The 17,995-nt window shown below is 66.3% G+C and carries 12 protein-coding genes and 1 pseudogene; 6 read left to right on the forward strand and 7 right to left on the reverse strand.

Annotated elements, in window-relative coordinates:
- Window positions 1–25 precede the first annotated feature (25 nt).
- The 3 genes from AAH979_RS00580 (at window position 26) to AAH979_RS00590 (ending at window position 9,887) form a co-directional block, all read left to right on the forward strand.
- The gene (locus tag AAH979_RS00580; protein WP_346256189.1) at window positions 26–2,833 is read left to right on the forward strand and encodes a helicase-related protein; all 2,808 of its coding nucleotides are present in this window, start codon (window positions 26–28) and stop codon (window positions 2,831–2,833) included.
- On the forward strand, window positions 2,830–7,749 hold the full coding sequence (locus AAH979_RS00585) for a class I SAM-dependent DNA methyltransferase (RefSeq protein ID WP_346256190.1): 4,920 nt from the start codon (window positions 2,830–2,832) through the stop codon (window positions 7,747–7,749). The genes AAH979_RS00580 and AAH979_RS00585 overlap by 4 nt, the downstream gene beginning before the upstream one ends.
- 638 nt (window positions 7,750–8,387) lie before the next feature.
- Window positions 8,388–9,887 (forward strand): DUF6119 family protein, encoded by a 1,500-nt coding sequence (locus AAH979_RS00590; RefSeq protein WP_346256191.1) that lies wholly within the window; start codon window positions 8,388–8,390, stop codon window positions 9,885–9,887.
- Between the two features lie 76 nt (window positions 9,888–9,963).
- On the opposite strand, the gene AAH979_RS00595 is transcribed toward AAH979_RS00590, so the two are convergent.
- The 4 genes from AAH979_RS00595 to AAH979_RS00610 all read right to left on the reverse strand — a co-directional run bounded on the left by AAH979_RS00595 (window position 9,964) and on the right by AAH979_RS00610 (window position 11,825).
- A complete protein-coding gene (locus AAH979_RS00595; protein WP_346256192.1) occupies window positions 9,964–10,395 on the reverse strand; it encodes a hypothetical protein in 432 nt (143 codons plus the stop codon).
- Entirely contained in the window at window positions 10,349–11,047 is a 699-nt protein-coding gene (locus AAH979_RS00600; RefSeq protein ID WP_346256193.1) for a hypothetical protein, read from the reverse strand. The genes AAH979_RS00595 and AAH979_RS00600 overlap by 47 nt, the downstream gene beginning before the upstream one ends.
- On the reverse strand, window positions 11,044–11,304 hold the full coding sequence (locus tag AAH979_RS00605) for a hypothetical protein (RefSeq protein ID WP_346256194.1): 261 nt from the start codon (window positions 11,302–11,304) through the stop codon (window positions 11,044–11,046). Before AAH979_RS00605 ends, AAH979_RS00600 begins: the two co-directional genes overlap by 4 nt.
- A 293-nt stretch (window positions 11,305–11,597) precedes the next feature.
- Window positions 11,598–11,825 carry a winged helix-turn-helix domain-containing protein gene (locus tag AAH979_RS00610; RefSeq protein WP_346256195.1) on the reverse strand — a complete coding sequence of 76 codons (228 nt, stop codon included), beginning with the start codon at window positions 11,823–11,825 and terminating at the stop codon, window positions 11,598–11,600.
- A 315-nt stretch (window positions 11,826–12,140) separates the two neighbouring features.
- On the opposite strand from AAH979_RS00610, the gene AAH979_RS00615 reads away from it, so the two are divergent.
- From AAH979_RS00615 to AAH979_RS00625, 3 genes are all read left to right on the forward strand, one after another.
- Complete coding sequence (locus AAH979_RS00615) at window positions 12,141–12,467, forward strand: DivIVA domain-containing protein (protein WP_346256196.1); 327 nt, start codon at window positions 12,141–12,143, stop codon at window positions 12,465–12,467.
- On the forward strand, window positions 12,419–14,686 hold the full coding sequence (locus tag AAH979_RS00620) for a hypothetical protein (RefSeq protein WP_346256197.1): 2,268 nt from the start codon (window positions 12,419–12,421) through the stop codon (window positions 14,684–14,686). The genes AAH979_RS00615 and AAH979_RS00620 overlap by 49 nt, the downstream gene beginning before the upstream one ends.
- A 354-nt stretch (window positions 14,687–15,040) precedes the next feature.
- Complete coding sequence (locus AAH979_RS00625; protein ID WP_346256198.1) at window positions 15,041–16,450, forward strand: RICIN domain-containing protein; 1,410 nt, start codon at window positions 15,041–15,043, stop codon at window positions 16,448–16,450.
- Between the two features lie 8 nt (window positions 16,451–16,458).
- Here the strand turns inward: AAH979_RS00625 and AAH979_RS00630 are convergent.
- The 3 genes and pseudogenes from AAH979_RS00630 to AAH979_RS00640 all read right to left on the reverse strand — a co-directional run.
- Window positions 16,459–16,722: pseudogene (locus tag AAH979_RS00630) on the reverse strand (IS5/IS1182 family transposase); the annotation flags it as partial.
- Between the two features lie 271 nt (window positions 16,723–16,993).
- Window positions 16,994–17,419: a hypothetical protein gene (locus AAH979_RS00635; RefSeq protein WP_346256199.1), complete on the reverse strand. Its 426-nt coding sequence runs from the start codon at window positions 17,417–17,419 to the stop codon at window positions 16,994–16,996.
- Window positions 17,420–17,474: 55 nt separating this feature from the next.
- Window positions 17,475–17,891 (reverse strand): hypothetical protein, encoded by a 417-nt coding sequence (locus AAH979_RS00640; RefSeq protein ID WP_346256200.1) that lies wholly within the window; start codon window positions 17,889–17,891, stop codon window positions 17,475–17,477.
- Between the last annotated feature and the right edge of the window lie 104 nt (window positions 17,892–17,995).

The following is a 17,995-nucleotide window of genomic DNA, read 5'->3' on the forward strand; positions in this document are numbered from 1 at the left end:
CCCTCCCGCGAAGGACGCCCACCCCATGACGCCTCCGCCCCCGCCCGCGGCCATTCAGTTCGCGCCCGGATCGCGCATCCTCGTCCGGGACGAGGAATGGCTGGTCCGGACCGCCAAACCGGCCCGAGACGGCACGATGGTCAAGGCCGTCGGGGTTTCCGAGTTCGTCCAGGACGTCGAGGCGACGTTCTTCACCGAGCTGGACGACGTCCGGGCGATGCGGCCGGAGGAGACCGTACTGGTCCAGGACACCTCGTCGCGGTTCCGGAAGAGCCGGCTGTTCCTGGAGGCGGTGCTTCGGCGTACTCCGTTGCCGCAGTCGGAACGCGGCCTGGCGCTGGCCGACCGGTTCCTGCTGGACCCGCTGACCTACCAGCAGCGGCCGGCGGAGCTGGCGCTGGCCGGGCTGCGGCCCCGGATCCTGCTCGCCGACGTCGTCGGGCTCGGCAAGACCCTGGAGATCGGGCTGATCCTGGCCGAGCTGATCCGGCGCGGCCGGGGTGACCGGATCCTGGTGGTCTCGCCGCAGCAGGTGCTGGAGCAGTTCCAGCGCGAGTTGTGGACCCGGTTCGCCATCCCGCTGGTCCGGCTCGACTCCACCGGCATCCAGCGGATCCAGCAGGAGATTCCGGCCGGGCGGAACCCGTTCACCTACTTCAAGCGGGCGATCATCTCGGTCGACACCCTCAAGGACGCCGGCCAGTTCGGTCACCACCTCGACGCGATCGAGTGGGACGCGGTGGTGATCGACGAGTCGCACAATCTGATCAACAAGGGCACCCAGCGCAACGAGCTGGCCCGCCGGCTGGCCGCCAAGACCGACGCGTTGCTGCTGGCCAGCGCCACCCCGCACAACGGGGACAAGAGGTCGTTCGCCGAACTGATCTCGTTGCTGGACCCGGCCGCGATCGCCGATCCCGACGACTACTCGGCCGAGGACATCGCGCATCTCTACCTGCGCCGGACGAAAATCAGTCCGGAGGTACGGGACCAGATCGGCAACCGCTGGGCCGACCGGGGACCGTCCCGGGCCCTGCACTGCCCGGCCTCCGCCGCCGAGGAGCGGATCTTCGCCGAGCTGACCGAGGTGTGGCTGGCCGGCGAGTGGACCGACGCGCCGCTGCGCGGGCAGGACCGGCTGTTTCCGTACACCCTGTTGAAGTCTTTTCTCTCCTCGCACGTCGCGCTCGCGGCGACGGTGGCGGCCCGGTCGAAGAAGGCGACCGGCCGGGAGCGGGTCGCGCTGGACCGGCTCGCGGAGCTGACGGCGGGGATGTCCGACGACGATTCCAGCAAGCTGCGCCGACTGGTGGCGGAGCTGCGGGAGATCGGGGTCGGGTCGGGCAGCCCGGTCCGGGCGGTGGTCTTCTCCGAGCGGGTGCCGACGCTGAAGTGGCTGGCCGAGGTGGTGCCGCGCCGGCTCGGCCTCAAACCCTCGGCGGTACGCACCCTGCACGGCGGACTGACCGACGCCGAGGAGCAGCAGGTGTTGCAGGAGTTCGAGCTGGCGGGGAGCGCCGTCCGGCTGCTCTTCACCGGCGACGTCGCCTCGGAGGGGGTGAACCTGCACCAGCAGTGCCACCACCTGGTGCACTACGACATCCCGTGGAGCCTGATCCGGATCGAGCAGCGCAACGGCCGGATCGACCGGTACGGGCAGCGGCACGAGCCGCAGTTCCGGGCGTTGATCCTGACCTCGAACGTGGCGGGCGCCAAGGACGACCGGACGGTGGCGGAGAAGCTGCTCGACCGGGAGGAGGCGGCACACCGCAGCCTCGGCAGCGTGGAGGCGATGACCGGCCTCTACGACGCCAAGTTGGAAGAGGACCGGCTGGTCCGGGACCTGCTGGAGGGCAAGACGGTCGACGAGTCGTACGCCGCCGGTGCCGAGGTCGACGTGCTCGCCGACCTGATGGCCTCGGTGGGTGAGGCGCCGGTCGGTGCGGAGCCGAAGCGGGTGCAGGTGCCGAGACTGTTCGACGCGACCAGCGACTTCGTCGACACCGCCCTCGCCGAACTCTACGACGACCGGCCCGACGACCGGATCGGGTTGCGCCGGGAGGAGGAGCTGATGTCGTTCCTCGCCCCGCCGGATCTGGTACACCGGCTGTCCGACCTGCCCCGGTCCTATCTGCGGGCGCACGCCGAGGGTGAGGACCTGCGGTTGAAGGTGACCTTCGACCGGCGGCTCGCGCAGCGGAAACTGGACGAGGCCCGGCAGTCGAAGAAGCCGACCTGGCCGGAGATCGCGTTTCTCAGCGACGTACATCCGATGGTGGAGTGGCTGGTCGACAAGGTGTTGGCCCGGCTCGGCCGGCAGCAGGCGCTGGTGCTGACCGCGGCCGTACCCGAGCCGGTCTTCCTGGTCCAGGGCGTCTACTGCAACCGGCTCGGTCAGCCGACGGTGGTGGAGTGGATGGCGGTCGCCGGGCTGCCGGACGCGCCCCGGGTCGGCCCGATGGTCGACGCGCTGACGGACGCGAAGGTCGGGCCGCAGCTGGCGAACCCGGGCCGGCGGATTCCGCTGGACAGGCTTCAGGGGCTGGTGCCGGCGGCGGTCGAGGCGGCCCGGGTCGACCTGGCGGCCCGGCGGGCCGAGTGGGATGCCGAGATCGCCGCCCCGCTGCGCGAGCACCGCCGCAAACTGGAGCGCTTCGAACAGGACAGCCTGTTCGGTGAGCTGGCACCCGGGCAGCGGGAGCGACGCCGGCAGCGGGTGCACCGCACCGTACGGGAGCAGACCGACCTGGTCACCCGGCTGGAAACCGTCGGTGAGCCGCTGCTGCGGGTGCTCGCCGTCCTCGTCGACGACGCCTCGGAGGGTGTGGCATGAGTTTCGAGTCGCTGACCAACCGGGGTGAGTATCTGTCCGCGCACTACCTGGCCGAGGTGCTGCCGACCACGCTCAAGGGCGGCCTGGTCAAGCGCTGGTCGGAGGAGGAGCGGGGTGGCCGGCTGACGCCAAGGGCCGGGCTGCGCGGCTTCCGGCGGGACTACTTCGACCGGAAAATCGAGCTGGCCGACCCGGAGCTGTTCGACCCGGAACGGCTGCGCAAACTGCACTTCGAGCTGCTCAAGGTGCTCGGCTTCGGCGATCCGCAGGCCGGCACCATCACCGTCGAGCGGGCCGGGCAGGAGCAGGAGATCCCGGTCGCGCACGCCGAGCTGGGCACCGGTAGTGGGCCCGGGATCGTGGCGGTGGACTGCGGCTGGGCGGTGGACACCGACGCGGCGCAGGACCCGACCGAGGCGGGCCGGCTGCTCAGTCCGGTCGAGCTGGCCGGCGGGGAGCGGCTGGAGACCGGGGCAAAGCTCGCGTCGTGGCTCTTCGCGACCGAGGCGCCGCCGAGGTATGTGCTGATCATGAGCGGTGGAGTGATCACCCTCGCCGACCGGAGCGTCTGGGGCGAGGGGCGCTACCTGGCGGTCAGCCTCGACGTGGCGTACGGCCGGAACGACGAGCGGGAGCTGGACGTCGTCGCGGCGCTCTTCGGCGCGGACTCGCTGCGCCCGCCGGCCGAGGGTGGCAGCGAACCGCTGGCCGAGCTGGTCGCCGGCTCCCGACAGCACGCGGTCGGGGTGAGTGGTGAGCTGCGCGAGGGGCTGCGCACCTCGGTCGAGCTGATCGCCAACGAGGTGCTGGACCGGATCCGCCAGGCCGGCTACCGGCCGGAGGAGGTCGCCGACCTGGACGAGCTGGCCCGGGACCTGAGCCGGGAGGCGTTGCGCTACCTCTACCGGATCCTGTTCCTGCTCTACGCCGAGGCCCGGCCCGAGCTGGGGGTGCTGCCGGTCAACGATCCCGAGTACGTCTCCGGCTACAGCCTGGCCCGGCTCGGTGACCTGATCTCCCGGCGGCTGCCACCGTCGGCCGAGGGTGGCTTCCACCTCTACGAGTCGCTGGACCTGCTGTGCCGGATGGTCAACGAGGGTTACCGGGCGCGTGGGGCCGACGAGGAGGTGGGGGAGCGGACCAGCGAGGACGTGGGGCTGCGGTTCGAGCCGATGCGCTCCGACCTGTTCCTGCCGGAGGCGATCCGGCTGATCGGCCGGCAGGTCCCGCAGCCGGGCAGTGACGAGGACGACCCGGACGGGCCGAAGCTGGACACCCGGCTGCGCAACGGCACCCTCTACGAGGTACTGCGCCGGCTGATGATCACCAAGGGTGGCAGGCGGAAGCGTGGTGGTTTCATCTCGTACGCCCAGTTGGGGATCAACCAGCTCGGCGCGGTCTACGAGGGGTTGATGTCGTACACCGGATTCGTCGCCACCGAGCGACTGTATGAGGTGGCCAAGCACGGCGACCCGAAGGACGGCTCGTGGATGATCCCCGAGTCGAAGGTGGACGACTACGACGACGACGTCTTCGTGTTGAAGGAAAACCCGGTCACCGGGGCGAAGAGCCGGATTCCGTACGAGCCGGGTTCGTTCGTCTACCGGCTCGCCGGGCGGGACCGGCAGACCAGCGCCTCCTACTACACCCCACAGTCGTTGACCGAGGTCACCGTCCAGCTCGCGCTCAAGTACCGGATCGAGGAAGCTGGCGACGGGCTGCGCGCCCGGGACCTGCTGGACTGGACGATCTGCGAGCCGGCGCTCGGCTCCGGCGCCTTCCTCAACGAGGCGATCAACCAGGTCGCCGCCGAATACCTCCGGCGGCGCCAGGAGGAGCTGGAGACCGCCCTCGAACCCGAGGCGTACCACCTGGAGTTGCAGCGGGTGAAGGCGTACATCGCGCTGCACAACTGCTATGGCGTCGACCTGAACCGGACCGCGGTCGAGCTGGCCGAGGTGTCGCTCTGGCTGAACGTGATGCATGTTGGGTTGCAGGCACCGTGGTTCGGGCTGCACCTCAAGCGGGGAAACTCGCTGATCGGCGGTGGGCGGCGGCTCTACCGGCCGGAGCAGCTTGCCGACAAGTCGTGGCTGCACACGGCGCCGGAGGACCGGCCGTTCCGGGATGGTCAGATCGAGCCGGGCACCATCCACCACTTCCTGCTCCCGGCCGACGGCTGGGGCGCGGTCGCGGGGGAGAAGGAGGCCCGCGAGCTGGCGCCGACCGAAACCGAAAAGCTCAAGAGATGGCGTACGGCGATGAAGCGCGCGCCGTCGGCCAAGGGGACGAGGAAGCAGCCGTCGCAGGTGGTGCGGTTGCAGGCGCTGGCTGGGCGGGTCGAGTTCCTGTGGAAGCTGGTCGGGCGGCGGCTGGAGATCTCGGAGCGGGAGATCCGCCGGAACATTGCGGTGTGGGAGGTGGATCCGAAGCGGCCGTTGCCGGCGGCCGACGGGGCGGTGGCCAGGGAGAAGATCCTCGCCGACCTGACGGCGGCCGGTACGCCGTACTGGCGGTTGAAGACCGTGATGGACGCCTGGTGCGCGCTGTGGTTCTGGCCGCTGGACGCCGCCGAGCTGCTGGACGGGTCGGCCGAGGTGTATCCGGCCGAGCCGGTCGAGGTCACGCACGTCCGGGAGGTGCCGGCGTACGACGAACCGGTGTCGTACGAGAAGCAGGACTTGTTCGGGGCGGTCGAGCCGCAGCAGTTGAAGATGCCGGTCAAGCCGACCGGGACCCGGAAGGTGAGCTTCGCCGAGCAGTTGCGTCGACCGGTGCCGCTGGCGAACCTGGACGGCTGGCTCACCTTCGCCGAAGCCCTGCTCGGCCGCGCCGACATCCCGGAAGACTCGCTGGTCTCGCAGCTCACCTCGCTGAGTGAGCTGAGCGAGTACGAGGGTCGGCTTGAGGGCCTGATGGGGATGGAGAACCCGTTCCGGCTGGAAGAGCGCTTCCCATGGCTGCACACCGCGACCCGGATCGCCGAGGGACAGGGCTTCTTCCACTGGGAACTGACGTTCGCCCAGGCGTTCGGCAGGGGCGGCTTCGACCTCCAGGTCGGCAACCCACCATGGGTACGGCCGAGGTGGCTGGAGGACGTCGTACTCGCTGAGCACGAACCGTGGTTCCGGTTGGCTGAGAAACCACCGATTGAGGTGTGGCGGAAGCGGAAAGCCGCTAGCCTCGACAGACCCCCGACTCGATCAGACTTTCTTGCTCAGATGGCAGAGAACGCCGGGATGACGGCGCTGTTGACCCATCCCGGGGTCTACCCGCTGCTCGTCGGCACGCAACCAGACCTATATCGGGCCGTGGCCTGTCAAGTTTGGTCACACCTCGCGCCTCGTGGGATGGCCGGGCTGGTCCATCCGGACACCCACTTCGGCGGCACGAAGGAGGGCAGGCTCCGTGAGGCCGCCTATCAGCATCTCCGAGTGCACGGCGGATTCGTCAACGTTGCCAACTGGGCCTTCGACGATGCCAGCCGAAACATCGAGTTCGGGGTCCACATCTACGGCAGCCCAAAGGAGATCGGCTTCCATCACCTGAGCCGCTTATATGGCGCGCACGTGTTGCCAGAATCGCTCGAACACAACGGAATCGGGCCGGTTCCTGGGCAGCGGTACAACGGGACCTGGGACGTCCGACCACATCGATCACGTGTGGTCAGGGTCGATCTGGAGGTGTTGAAGCTCTGGCAGCGGCTGCGAGGAGAGTCAGCGACTTCGGCGGAACGTGCTGCCCTGCTCCATGCCGTCACGACGGCAGAGGAGCGAGCGATCGCGGCGCTTGCGGCCGTCAAGCATCGGATCGGCGATCAGAGTCCGTGGATCAGTCGAGGGTACGACGAGGCGAACGGGAAGAAGGACGGGCTGATCCGCTGGCACCAGGGTAAGCTGGTTTCGCTGAATGATCTTGTGCTGCAAGGGCCCCATTTCGGCATCGCCACACCGTTTGCTAAGGAACCAAGGGTTCCCTACCGTAGCAATAACGACTGGAACCCCGTGGATCTGGCGTCGCTTCCGCCCGACTTCATCCCCGGTTCCAACTACGTGCTCACCGGCACCGAGGCGAGCACTAGGGCAGGCCAGGATGTCTGGGGCGAGGGGCGATATACCGACCGCTACCGTCTAGCCTGGCGTCGCATGATCGCCTTCAACACTGAACGCTCTCTTTTTGCCGCATTTGTACCGGCAGGACCCGGACATGTCCACGCCGTTCACACGATGGCCTTTCCTGATGTTTCATTGACAGCTCTTACGGCTGGCTTCTTTGCGGCTTTGCCTCTCGACTACTTGCTTCGCATTACCGGCCGTTCGGACCTCCAGCCAGGAGAAGTTCGCGCTATGCCGGCACCCGAAATCGGGCATCCCCTGGCATCGAGCTTGTTGCTTCGGACGGCTCGCCTCAATTGCTTGACGCAAGCCTATTCGCCAATTTGGGCGGAACTATATTGCGAGGCGTGGCGAGCTGAGCGGTGGGCCACATCCTGGCCGGGCGTATCGCCGATCGGTGAGGTTGGTCCGGTGTGGACCATGGATGCGCCGCTGCGATCCGAGTTTGTGCGACGGGCCGCTCTAGTCGAGATTGATTCGCTGGTTGCCGTTTGGCTCGGAATCGGGATTGAAGAGTTGCTTGCGGCTCTCCGTGCTCGCTACCCGATCCTGACGGAACGAGAGGAGAAAATGTGGTTCGATTCGGCTGGCCGGAAAATCGCAGCTGATCCTTACGCCTTTGGATTTGGGCAGACCAAGGACCAGTACCAGCAGTTGACGACGCATTTGGAGGATCCCGAGCGAAACCCCGTGCCCGAGGGATACACGGCACCCTTCTACAAGGCGGATCGGGAGAACGAGTACCGCCAAGTGCATGCGGAATTCAGTCGACGGCTCGCCGAGCACTCGCAGAAGTCATGAGGTGTGTCGCGCTAGCGGATAGTACATCAAACGCCCCGCGACACACCATCACTCCGAAACGTGACCGAAGTCGTTCGCTGACCGGTCGCACCACGCAAATAGGTCCCACTGCTGCGGTCGGCCCGTCCTACCGAGGCGCGAGAAGACCAGAGCGTCCTAGTCCAAGGGTCGTTTGTACGGACCATAAGCGGGAGTCGATGCGATCGACGGGCATGTTGGACCGGTGGGAGCGGAGCCTGTGAGGGCTCCTCTGTGCCGATCTGCTGGACCATCTCACCGGATCTCGGTGCAGTTGGTGGCACTCGGCGGTGATGAGATTGTTCGGGAACATGGCTTTCGTGCGCCCATTCGTTGTTCCTTAATTAGCTACTCTGTCCGCAAATCGGGTCGATGTCCGTACGATACAGACTTGTTCTAAAAAAGGTGTGTCGCGAGACGGGCCAATCGGCCCATCGCTAGTTGTCCAATCGTTGGACTTTGGCTTACTCCTGGACGAACGCGCAAGCTGCTTCGTGCGAATGCTGTGCCCTGAGAGAGCCTTGCCGACCCCTGGGGGCGGCGGCTAACTTTTTGCTTAGGGTAGTTCGCCAGACACGGAATGTGATCTTCATTCGGGTACGAACCGGGAGTTGCCAGGCATGAAGCTCAATATTTTCTTAGTGCCGTCGACGAATGTTCCCGCTCTTGAGTCAAAGTTTGAGTCCGTGGGCCTCCGTATGATCCATGAAAGCGAGCAACATGGTTGGCAGGCTCGCTTCTACTTCTCAGCGAACGAAGAACCGAACCCCATTCCGTGGGTCGAAACTTATGCCGACTTTTTTCAAGAGGAGCAACCTGCCAATCTCATTTACTTTGCAGCCTACACCTTCCGAAAGGACGAGTTGCTGTTCGTTCTCACTTACGGGAAGAGCCACTTCTACGTCCGGCCGTTCTGTGACCATGACTTTGGCATCGAGATGGCCAAGAGAATCGGCAATGAGAGCGACATTAAGCAGACTGCCTCAAAAAAATTTGCTGGTAAGAAGAAGAAGGAGATTAAGAGCTATGCGCGAAACACTCCTTTGAACATCGAAAGCGGCGAGTCTGTGGACTACCTGAGGGCTGCGATCGAGGCTGATATGCGAGATACGTTCGGCAGAGTGGGAAAATTTGGCTCGTCGATGCTGATTGGTGCGCCTGTCACTCGTCATCAAATCGGTAGCTTGCTTGATGCTGTCAGTACCCGCATGCAACAAGCGCCTCGCTTTAAACTACCTCGCACGACCGTGATCACTGATGACGAACAGTTGTGCCTTTATAATGGGAAGTTGCTGAATGCAATACTTGCTGGCGACGATTCTCCTGAGTTTGCCTACGACGCCCATGAGGTTGTCGGTGTCGAGCTTGTATTCGCTGGGAATGAGCGATACACGCTCTCGTATCGAGGCGGGAACAAGAGAGAACTCGGGGAAGACAGTCTCGATCTCACGGCCCTACGGTCCTACATTGCCGACGAGCGCATCGGGCGAAACGAAATTCTCAACATCCGGGTTCGGATAGATAACGAGGGGCAAAAATCCTACTCCAAACGCCTTGGAGAGGCCCTGGAGTTCGTGGTCGAGGGAGAGAACGTCATGCTATCGCATGGCCGATGGGTTCGCTTCAACGAGGACTATGTCGATCAACTCAATGTGTCTCTCGACGGCATCGAGGTCGACAACACCGAGCCCGAACTGCGGATCATCGATATGGAGGAAGGTGCGTTCAACAATTGGGAGGTCGTACAGAGGCTTGGTTATGTAGGGGCAGATAAGGATTTCTCCAAAATCAAAATAGCAATGTCAACGCCCATCGAGGCGTGGGATTTGCAGAAAGGCGGCGCGGTTTACGCCGTCAAGTTCGGTACGACTCAAAAGCTGGGCTATGCGTGCGACCAGGCTAGCAATGTCCTGGAAATTATCCGCAACAACGCCAACACTAAGAGACTGAATCAGAGATTCACGAGCTACTGTCTTTGGTTTGGATTCAAGCTGAAGAGCGTTCCCAATAGCATATCCGACACCAACTCGATCATTTTGAAGCAAAAGATTGATGCATGGGCGCGGCGATGCAGGGATCTAGGCGTCGAGCCAAGGCTAAAGTTCTCCCAACGGTCATAGGAGCAAACCGGACGGGTGACGATAGCCAGCAGCCCCTCATTCGTTCCAGGGAAGTCTCGGCCATGCTCGCCGACTTCTACATATGCTCGGCTGCTGTCTCTTCGACCTCTCGGATGAACCGGTCAAGCTGGTCCTGGGTCGGATTCTCGTCCTGAAGAATCGTGCCAAGGACAACGATCTGGCCGGGAAGGTAATTGTCTGGGTTGATCTCGTCCATGAGATCAACCTCGCCGAGCGCAGCTCGGATGAGCGCTTCCATTGCAAGCGGGGGTAGGTCTTTGCCGCTTTCATAGCGAGACCTCGTCTCCGCTACGAAGGCTGCGATGTCTCGTTGGTCCTGGCCCCGACGAAAACGGCGATGTACAGCTAACACGAAGGCGGCGCCAATGATTTGAGTGGCGCCGGCCCACTCCTTCTGACGAAGCGTCTCCAGAAGGCTGTCAACGGCCTCCCAGTCCTGCTTAGCCAGTGCCTGAATCAGTTGAGTCAGTTCCGTCTGAGCGTTCACGATCTCGCCGCCTTGCTATCTGTTTGCGGAGGACTTCGTTTGTCTTGTGGATGGCGACCGCCGTCACTATTCCCAACACAAAGAAGTGGCCGACGGTTTCGGGGATGTCGATCTTCGGTCGAGGGTTCGGGGTTACGGTGGGCGTCGTCGTTCCGGCTGACCGAGAGCCGGAGGCACCTGCCGGATCACGAAGCACCTTGACGCCCGTTTCACCCAGCTCCGCGAGATGCTTCGCCGTGTCCTGGGCATTCTCGGTGTTCTTGACTGCTCTCCTGAGGAAGCTCCCTACGCTTGCCCGTGCGTCTGCCCGGCGTTCCGTGTCTGCGAGTAGCTGCTCCCCTGAGGGCATCCCGTCCACAGCGGGGCCTTCGTCCCGCGTTGCACCTGGGGCGATCTCTTCGAGGTAAGCGGTCACGTGATCTCGCGTCTTGTTCAGCAGGCGAGCGATCCGGGCGGCCTTGTCGCTCGCGATCTTGATGTCGGCCATGGCCTGCTGAAGTCTGGACCTGCTGGTGCCCTTCGCGGCTTCGGCGTACAAGCCGTGGCTGTGTTCCGCGTCCGCTTTGGCGCGCATAGCGATGACTGCGGTGGCTGCGAGGCGTTGGCGCGCTTCCAGTAGTTGGTCCACCACCGCTGTCATGTCCTCGGTCATCCGAGGGCGGTGAGGTATGCATCGGCATGTTCGACAGCGGCATCTATGCGCCTCAACGCCCGCGTGATCTCGCCATCCATCTCTCCGAGGATCTTCAGGGCACTCTTTACGTCGTCGTTCTGGCTGTCATGGACGGTGAGTTGTACAAGCCGTTGGCTGCTCGCCGTCTCGGATCCGGCTTGCTCCAGGGCGCTCTTAGTCTGAGCTGCCGCTTCGCTGCCACGACGGATCGTTTGCTTGACCTCGTCGATGTTCACCGCGTCGCCTCTAGCAGCCCAGGATGCTCGGACGGCCGTGCTCGCCGGCTGTCCTGCTCTGGAGGAAGGGTGTCGGCTGCTTGCGCGTGTGAGACTGGCTCCTCGATGCTGGCCATGCGGTCCTCCCCGGATGCCTGGCGCCAGCGGGCGGAAGCAGACGGACGTGGGGCACCTGTTTACCGCCGCGTGGTCGTCTGAACACTATCCGAAAGGTCCGGAGAGGCGCAGCCCCGGCGCAGCCGCGTTGCATGTGTGGCATCTCCAGGAGCACGAGTCCGGCAGGCAACCGCGGATCAGGTCGAGCCAGGCTCGGACCCGACGTAGACGCCGCGTCCCTGCTGGCCATAGACGAGGCGTTCCGCCTTGAGTTGGATCATGACGAACCGGATCACGGTTTCGCTCACCTCGTAGTGATCCATGAGCTGTCGGGTTGTAGGCAGGCGGTCGCCCGGTTTCAGAACGCCGCTCCGGATCTGCTCCGCGATGTCGTTCGCGATCTGCTGGTACAGCGGCGTGGCCATGCTCGCTCCCTCGGTCGGCAGCGTCAACACACCACACGCACGAAGGAACTAGTGTTACGGGGTACCCTTACGTTACCCCGTAACGTAAGTTGGTTCCGGAGTTACTCGGTCGGCGCTGAGTTACTTCATCCAGCCGGGGCGGGCGGCTTGTACAGGTTGTCCGTCCCGGCTTCTGAGTCACGCCCTGCCGCCGTACGTGTTGCTCGTGCCTCCGGCGGTGGGGCGGGGTGGCCCCGGTCCGGGGTGGGGCAAGCCGACGATTCCGGCCGGGGCCACCCGCCCACGTCCTGTTCTCCGAGAGGCTGGTGAGAGGTCATGTGTGCTCTGCTGCGGTGGTTGTTCCGGCAGGAGGGGCGGGAGGGGCCGTCGCTGCGGCGGCTCGGCTCGGCGTACCGGTCGGCGTCGTACCGGCCGTTGTTGCCATCGCAGGTGCGGCTGCGCCGGTTCACCCCGGTCGGCTTCGGTCGGCGGGGAGTCGATCCGGACGAGGTGACCGAGTTCCTGGAGCAGGTCGCCGGTGACCTGGCCAGGGCGTACGCGGAATTGGCCGGCGTCCGGGAGCAGAACGCCCGGATCAAGGATGCGTTACGACGGTGGCAGTCCCGGCAGGTGTCGACGGCGCACGAGCTGGCGCGGCGCTGATGGCCGGGCTGCCGGTGGTGCAGTGCCGGTCGTGTGACGGCCTCTCCTTCACCCTCGACCCGTGCCGCTGCACCTACGGCGGCAACCGCCTACTGATCGACGACAGCATCGGCGACAGCGAGGCGGACCGGCGGGCGGCGGGGGAGGCGTACCAGGACTGCCTGGAGTGTCAGGGGGTCGGCACGGTCGGCCGGCCCTGCCACGACTGCGGGCAGACTGGGCGTCGCCGCGCCCAACTCGTCCTCACGATGGCGAACCTGGACACCGGGGCGGTGGCCTCGGCGAACGTCGTACCCGGGGTGGTGGAACCGGCGCCGTGGCCGGACGACGGCGGTGGGAGCTGGTACCTCCCGCTCGCCCCGCTGCTGCGCGACCTGGCCGCCGCCGTCGGTGTCGGCGCCGGCTCGTGGACGGATGTTCGCCAGCCCGGTGATCCGGACGGGCCGCTCGTCTTCCTGCCCCGCGCCTGGCGGCCGGAGCACTCGGCGACGGTCCGGGAGGTGCTGGAGGCCGAGGCCATCGCCGGGGAGAGCACCGACGCGTGGCGGCTCTATCTCGGTCGGGCCGCGGTCGCGCCGCCCCGGGAGGCGGCGGCCGAGCTGGGCCGGCTCTGCCGGCTGGCCGATCTGCTCTGCCTGGACCTGGTGGTCGAGGCCCGCCGCCTGGTCGCCACCGACGGGCTGACCTGGGCGATCCGGTTCGAGGTGCCGGGTGGGCCGGTGCCGGCCGAGGCCCGGGGCTACGCCGACGACCTGACCGCCGCGATCACCACCACGACCGCGCTCGACGCCTGCTACGGCCTGGAGGAGCGCGGCCTGACCGCCCCCGCCCACCACCTGACCATCGGGCAGCCACCACCCGACCCACCCACGATCGACCTGGACCAGCTCGAACGGCGGATCCTCGCCGACTGTCTCGACCTTGCCACCGGCAGCCCGACCGCCGGGGCGCAGGCGATCTGGCGGGACGGCCGCTGGTGGCACACCAGCCTGCGCGACGCCGGCACGACGGAAGTCCTCACCGAGTGGTCGACCGGGCAGATCTACAGCCGGCGCGCGACGAAACTGTGCCGGGGATGGCAGCCGCCGGCACCGTCGTGGCAGGACTCGCCCATCCCGTACGTCGACTGTCCCGACTGCGATCCGCACAGCCGACTCCGGCGCTGCGACTGCCGACTCGGCACCGACCGTGCCGACCCCGACTGCCCGAGGTGTGCCGGCTCCGGCCGCAGCCCGTCACTGCTGCGCTGCTACACCTGCCGGGGCACCCGCCGACTCCACTCCGAGGCGGCCATCACGATCACCGATCTCGCCGGTCGGGTCGTACACCTCAGTTGGCGCAGCGACGCGTCCGGCTGGCGTACCGGTGAATTCGCCTGGCAGGACGACCCCGCCGACCACCAGGCCGATCGTGCCGGACCCGGCGGCGACGGCCGGGCCGGGCCGGCGGGGGAGCAGACCTGGCGGACCGGCCAGCAGGTGCCGGCACCGCACGTGGCAACCCACCCCGGCGGCAAGCCGCTGCACCAGCTTCCCGACCACTTCCGGCTCGCCGGCTGGGCCGACCACTTCGGCGTACGCCCGGAAGACCTGGTCGAACTCGACGGCGGCGGCGACCTCGACCACAGTCTCCGGGACGGCACCGTCACCCTGCACCGCCCCGACGCCGACCCGCTCAACGAATACCTGCGCTGGGCCGCCCGGGGCCGACCCGGCGGCCGGCTGTTCGTGCTGGCCCGCCGACCCGACGTACCGCCCCTGGCCGACCTGGTCCGGCTCGTCCTCGGGCTGCGCCTGACGGTCACGATCACCCTCACCGACCATATCCGCAATGCCGGCGACCTCCGCCTCATCCAGGGCGAGAGCTGGGACGTCACCATCAACGTCGCCGGCCGACTGCCCGCCCCGGCCAACCCGCCTACCCATTCCACCCCGGAAGCCGCGACCGCGCACTGCCTCGATTTTCTCGAACTCGCCATCGCCGGCAACGTGCCCGCCAACCCCGACGAGCCGATCCCGGTGCCGCAGACCCCGACACCGGTCGCCGTCGACGACCCCGTACCCCTGCTGCGCCGGCTCGCCCGCCACCACCCCGGGCAGCCCGTCGCCGTCCACTACGACGGCGTGACCTGCCAGGTGTGGCTTCGCGAGCGCGACGACGTACGCCAGCTCGCCACCGCGCCCACCCTGCCCGCCGCCATCGGCGCCCTCGGCCTCTGAATGATCGTCCTAGCCCGGTCCGTGTCCACCTATCAGGAGGACGGCAGCCTGAAACCGGGGGCGGGGCCAGGGTCGAGGGCGCTCTCGGCGGTCGCGCGACCAGCGCGAGGCTTACTCGCGGATCGACCCAGCCCAATCCCTGGTCAACGTCGAAGAGCCACCATGATCCCTGTCCGCCGCGACCTTGCTCGACAGGACATCGATACCTGTCATTGACGTATGACGTATTACGAAGTTACGTTGAGGCCCTGCCCGCAGGCACCACGAGTGCTGACCCACCGCCTGAAACGCCGGTGCCTGGGGCAACGCGCGTCCGTCCTGATCGCGCGTGAACTCGGTCGAAGGAGCGGATCAATGAACGGTGAGGCTCGTCCCGGCTCTCCCCCCAGACGTCGCTGGTGGTCGGCAGTGGCCGCGGTCGGCGCGGCGATACTGGCGGCCGGCACGCTCGCTGCGGTGGACAACGCGCCCGCAGCCGCGGCGACGGTGGATACGAACGCCTGGTATGTGCTGGTCAACCGCAACAGCGGCAAGGCATTGGACGTCTACAACCTGGCCACCAACGACGGTGCGCGGATCAGCCAGTGGACGCGCAACGACGGGGCCAACCAGCAGTGGCAGTTCGTGGACTCCGGCGGGGGCTTCTACCGGCTGAAGTCGCGGCACTCCGGCAAGGTCCTGGACGTGTCGAACGCCTCGACCGCCGACGGTGGGGCGATCGTGCAGTGGTCCGACCACAACGGAACAAACCAGCAGTTCCGGCTGGCCGATTCCGACGGAGGTCACGTCCGGCTGGTCAACCGGAACAGCAGCAGGGTGGTGGAGGTGCAGGGCGCCTCGACCGCGGACGGGGCCAACATCGTTCAGTACGCCGACCTGAACGGAAACAACCAGCAGTGGCAGTTGATCACCGTCGGTGGTGGCGGCCCCACCACGCCGCCGCCGACCGGTGGCCCCACCACGCCGCCGCCGGGTGGTAGTTCGAGCGCGGGGTGCGGCAAGGCTCCGACGCTGGGCAACGGCTCGCACACCATCCAGAGCAACGGCAAGAGCCGTAGCTTCATCCTGCGGATCCCCGCCAACTACAACAACAGCAGTCCGTACCGGTTGATGTTCGCCTTCCACTGGTGGGGCGGCACCGCCAACGACGTCTCCTCGGGCGGGACCGATGGGGCCGCCTGGTCGTACTACGGACAGCAGGAGCAGTCGAACAACAGCGCGATCCTGGTCGCGCCCCAGGGCATCGGCAACGGCTGGGCCAATACCGGCGGCGAGGACGTCACATTCGTCGACGACATGATCCGCCGGATCGAGAATGACCTCTGCGTCAACACGACGCAACGCTTCGCCCTCGGATTCAGCTACGGCGGTTCCATGAGCTACGCACTGGCCTGCGCCCGGGCGACCGTCTTCCGGGCCGTCACGGTCTATGGGGCCCCCGGACTGCTCAGCGGATGCAGTGGTGGCACCCAGCCGATCGCGTACTTCGGAATCCATGGAATTTCGGACAGTATCGCGAACGGGCGGTCGCTGCGCGACAGATTCGTCAGCAACAACGGCTGCACCCCGCAGAGTCCGCGTGAGCCGACGGCGGGTAGCCGTACGCACGTCACCACCGTCTACTCGGGGTGCCGGGCCGGGTATCCGGTGCAGTGGGGCGCGTTCGACGGGGGTCACACCCCGGGGCCGGTGGACGGGGGCGGTGACAGCGGCGCCAGAACCTGGACCAAGGGAGAGGTGTGGCGGTTCTTCGCGCAGTTCTAGCACGTGTTTCATAAGCAAGGACGGAGCCACTCGTTGATCGCGGTGATGTTGAAGGTGGCCTGGTTGCGGACTGCGAGCTTGTCGTACCTGGTGGCCAGGCCACGGTTGCTTTTGAGTCGGTTGATGCCGCACTCGACGGCGTGGCGGTGCTTGTAGATCTCGGGGTCGAAGGGCGGCGGCGGTCCGCCCTTCGGCCCCTTCTTGCGCCGGTTGGCGGCCGAGCTGTACGCCTTGTCGGCCAGGACCCGGTCCGGGCGCGTCCGCGGACGCCCGCCGCCCGCACCCGCCACCGCATGCCGTCGCTGAGCTGGCGTTTGTTCCATTTCGGCGGCCGTCCTGACTTCGTGTCCTTGGGCAGCAGCGGTTCCAGCACGTCCACTGCGCGTCGGTTAGGTCGTGCCGCCGCTCGCCGCCGGTATGGCGGCCACGAGGTCTCCGGTTCAGTTCCTTTTGGCCGTTGAACGATCTACCGGAGACCTCGCCGCTTGTCGATCATCGACACGCCTTGAGCGCAAGCCTTTCTGTAAACGCGTCCCTCGCAGGTCACCTGCTGTCGAAGCCCTGAAACGTGCCGAACCCGCCTGTGGTGTCTGCGAAATCGGCGAAGTCCAGATTCGCGATGCTCAGATTGGTGGAGACGTCCGGGAACCAGCGGGGTGGCACCCGGAAGGAACGCCCGGGTTCGTCGAACAGGTCAACCGCCAGCAGCCGGTGCTCCTCGTCAGCCATGCAGACGTCATCGGCCAGGAACAAGTAAGTGATCTTGTCCGCCTCGTCGGCTGCGGCATCTGCCTCGACGAGCGCCTGAACCGACACCCCGGCGTATGCCTGATCGCTGACGTATGTCGCGCTGCGGTGTCCGCCGGAGCCGTCGATCGCTGCCTTGATCGCATCCCAAGCTGCATCGTCGCCAAAATCTGATCGCAGGACCAGAGACGTCAAATCCTCGAGTTGAGGCAGGGAGGCCATGTCCGTGATCTTCCCATCCCGAACCTACCCACTTTCGAAACGCTGCCTAGCTTAGCTAGTCGTCGTCGATCTGGGTGAAGGTGACGGTGTCGGGGAGGTAATTCGGGAAGCCGAGTGTGATGACGAGGACGTTGTCGACGGTGTCCGCGTCCTGGGTGCTCCCCAGCCCGAATCCCTGCCAGTTGCTCCAGTTCGTCGGGGTGAACTGGAGCATCACCGGCTGGCTGATCCACCCGCCGGTGCCCCGCATCGTCATCTGGAGGAAGGCGGCCTCGGCCGGCGGGTGGCTCAGGCGTACCCGGAAGGAGGCGCCGGTGCCCTCCGGGATCGAGGTCGAGGCGGGCTCGGCGATCACCCTCGGGAAGTCGCCGACGGCGGCCTGGGCTGGTCCGGCGGGGGAGACGATCGCGACGGCGGCGAGCGCGAGCGCGCCGACCGTGCTGAACCAGCGGCGCACGGAGATGACAGGCATCGGAAACCTTTCGGGCAGGAATGGACGTCACGACGACACCGCCGGAGCCCACCAGCGGTGCTGATCTTGCGTGCCCTACCCGCGCGAGGTATCGAGATCTTCCC

Origin of the sequence: Plantactinospora sp. ZYX-F-223, from assembly GCF_039649625.1 — a bacterium.
Classification (GTDB): Bacteria; Actinomycetota; Actinomycetes; order Mycobacteriales; family Micromonosporaceae; genus Plantactinospora.

Excerpts from the sequence above, each read along its gene's own strand:
- AAH979_RS00580 (WP_346256189.1), top strand. The coding sequence starts at position 26 with ATGACGCCTCCGCCCCCGCCCGCGGCCATTCAGTTCGCGCCCGGATCG.
- AAH979_RS00585 (WP_346256190.1), top strand. The coding sequence starts at position 2,830 with ATGAGTTTCGAGTCGCTGACCAACCGGGGTGAGTATCTGTCCGCGCAC.
- AAH979_RS00590 (WP_346256191.1), top strand. The coding sequence starts at position 8,388 with ATGAAGCTCAATATTTTCTTAGTGCCGTCGACGAATGTTCCCGCTCTT.
- AAH979_RS00600 (WP_346256193.1), bottom strand. The coding sequence starts at position 11,047 with ATGACCGAGGACATGACAGCGGTGGTGGACCAACTACTGGAAGCGCGC.
- AAH979_RS00610 (WP_346256195.1), bottom strand. The coding sequence starts at position 11,825 with ATGGCCACGCCGCTGTACCAGCAGATCGCGAACGACATCGCGGAGCAG.
- AAH979_RS00615 (WP_346256196.1), top strand. The coding sequence starts at position 12,141 with ATGTGTGCTCTGCTGCGGTGGTTGTTCCGGCAGGAGGGGCGGGAGGGG.
- AAH979_RS00625 (WP_346256198.1), top strand. The coding sequence starts at position 15,041 with ATGAACGGTGAGGCTCGTCCCGGCTCTCCCCCCAGACGTCGCTGGTGG.
- AAH979_RS00635 (WP_346256199.1), bottom strand. The coding sequence starts at position 17,419 with ATGGCCTCCCTGCCTCAACTCGAGGATTTGACGTCTCTGGTCCTGCGA.
- AAH979_RS00640 (WP_346256200.1), bottom strand. The coding sequence starts at position 17,891 with ATGCCTGTCATCTCCGTGCGCCGCTGGTTCAGCACGGTCGGCGCGCTC.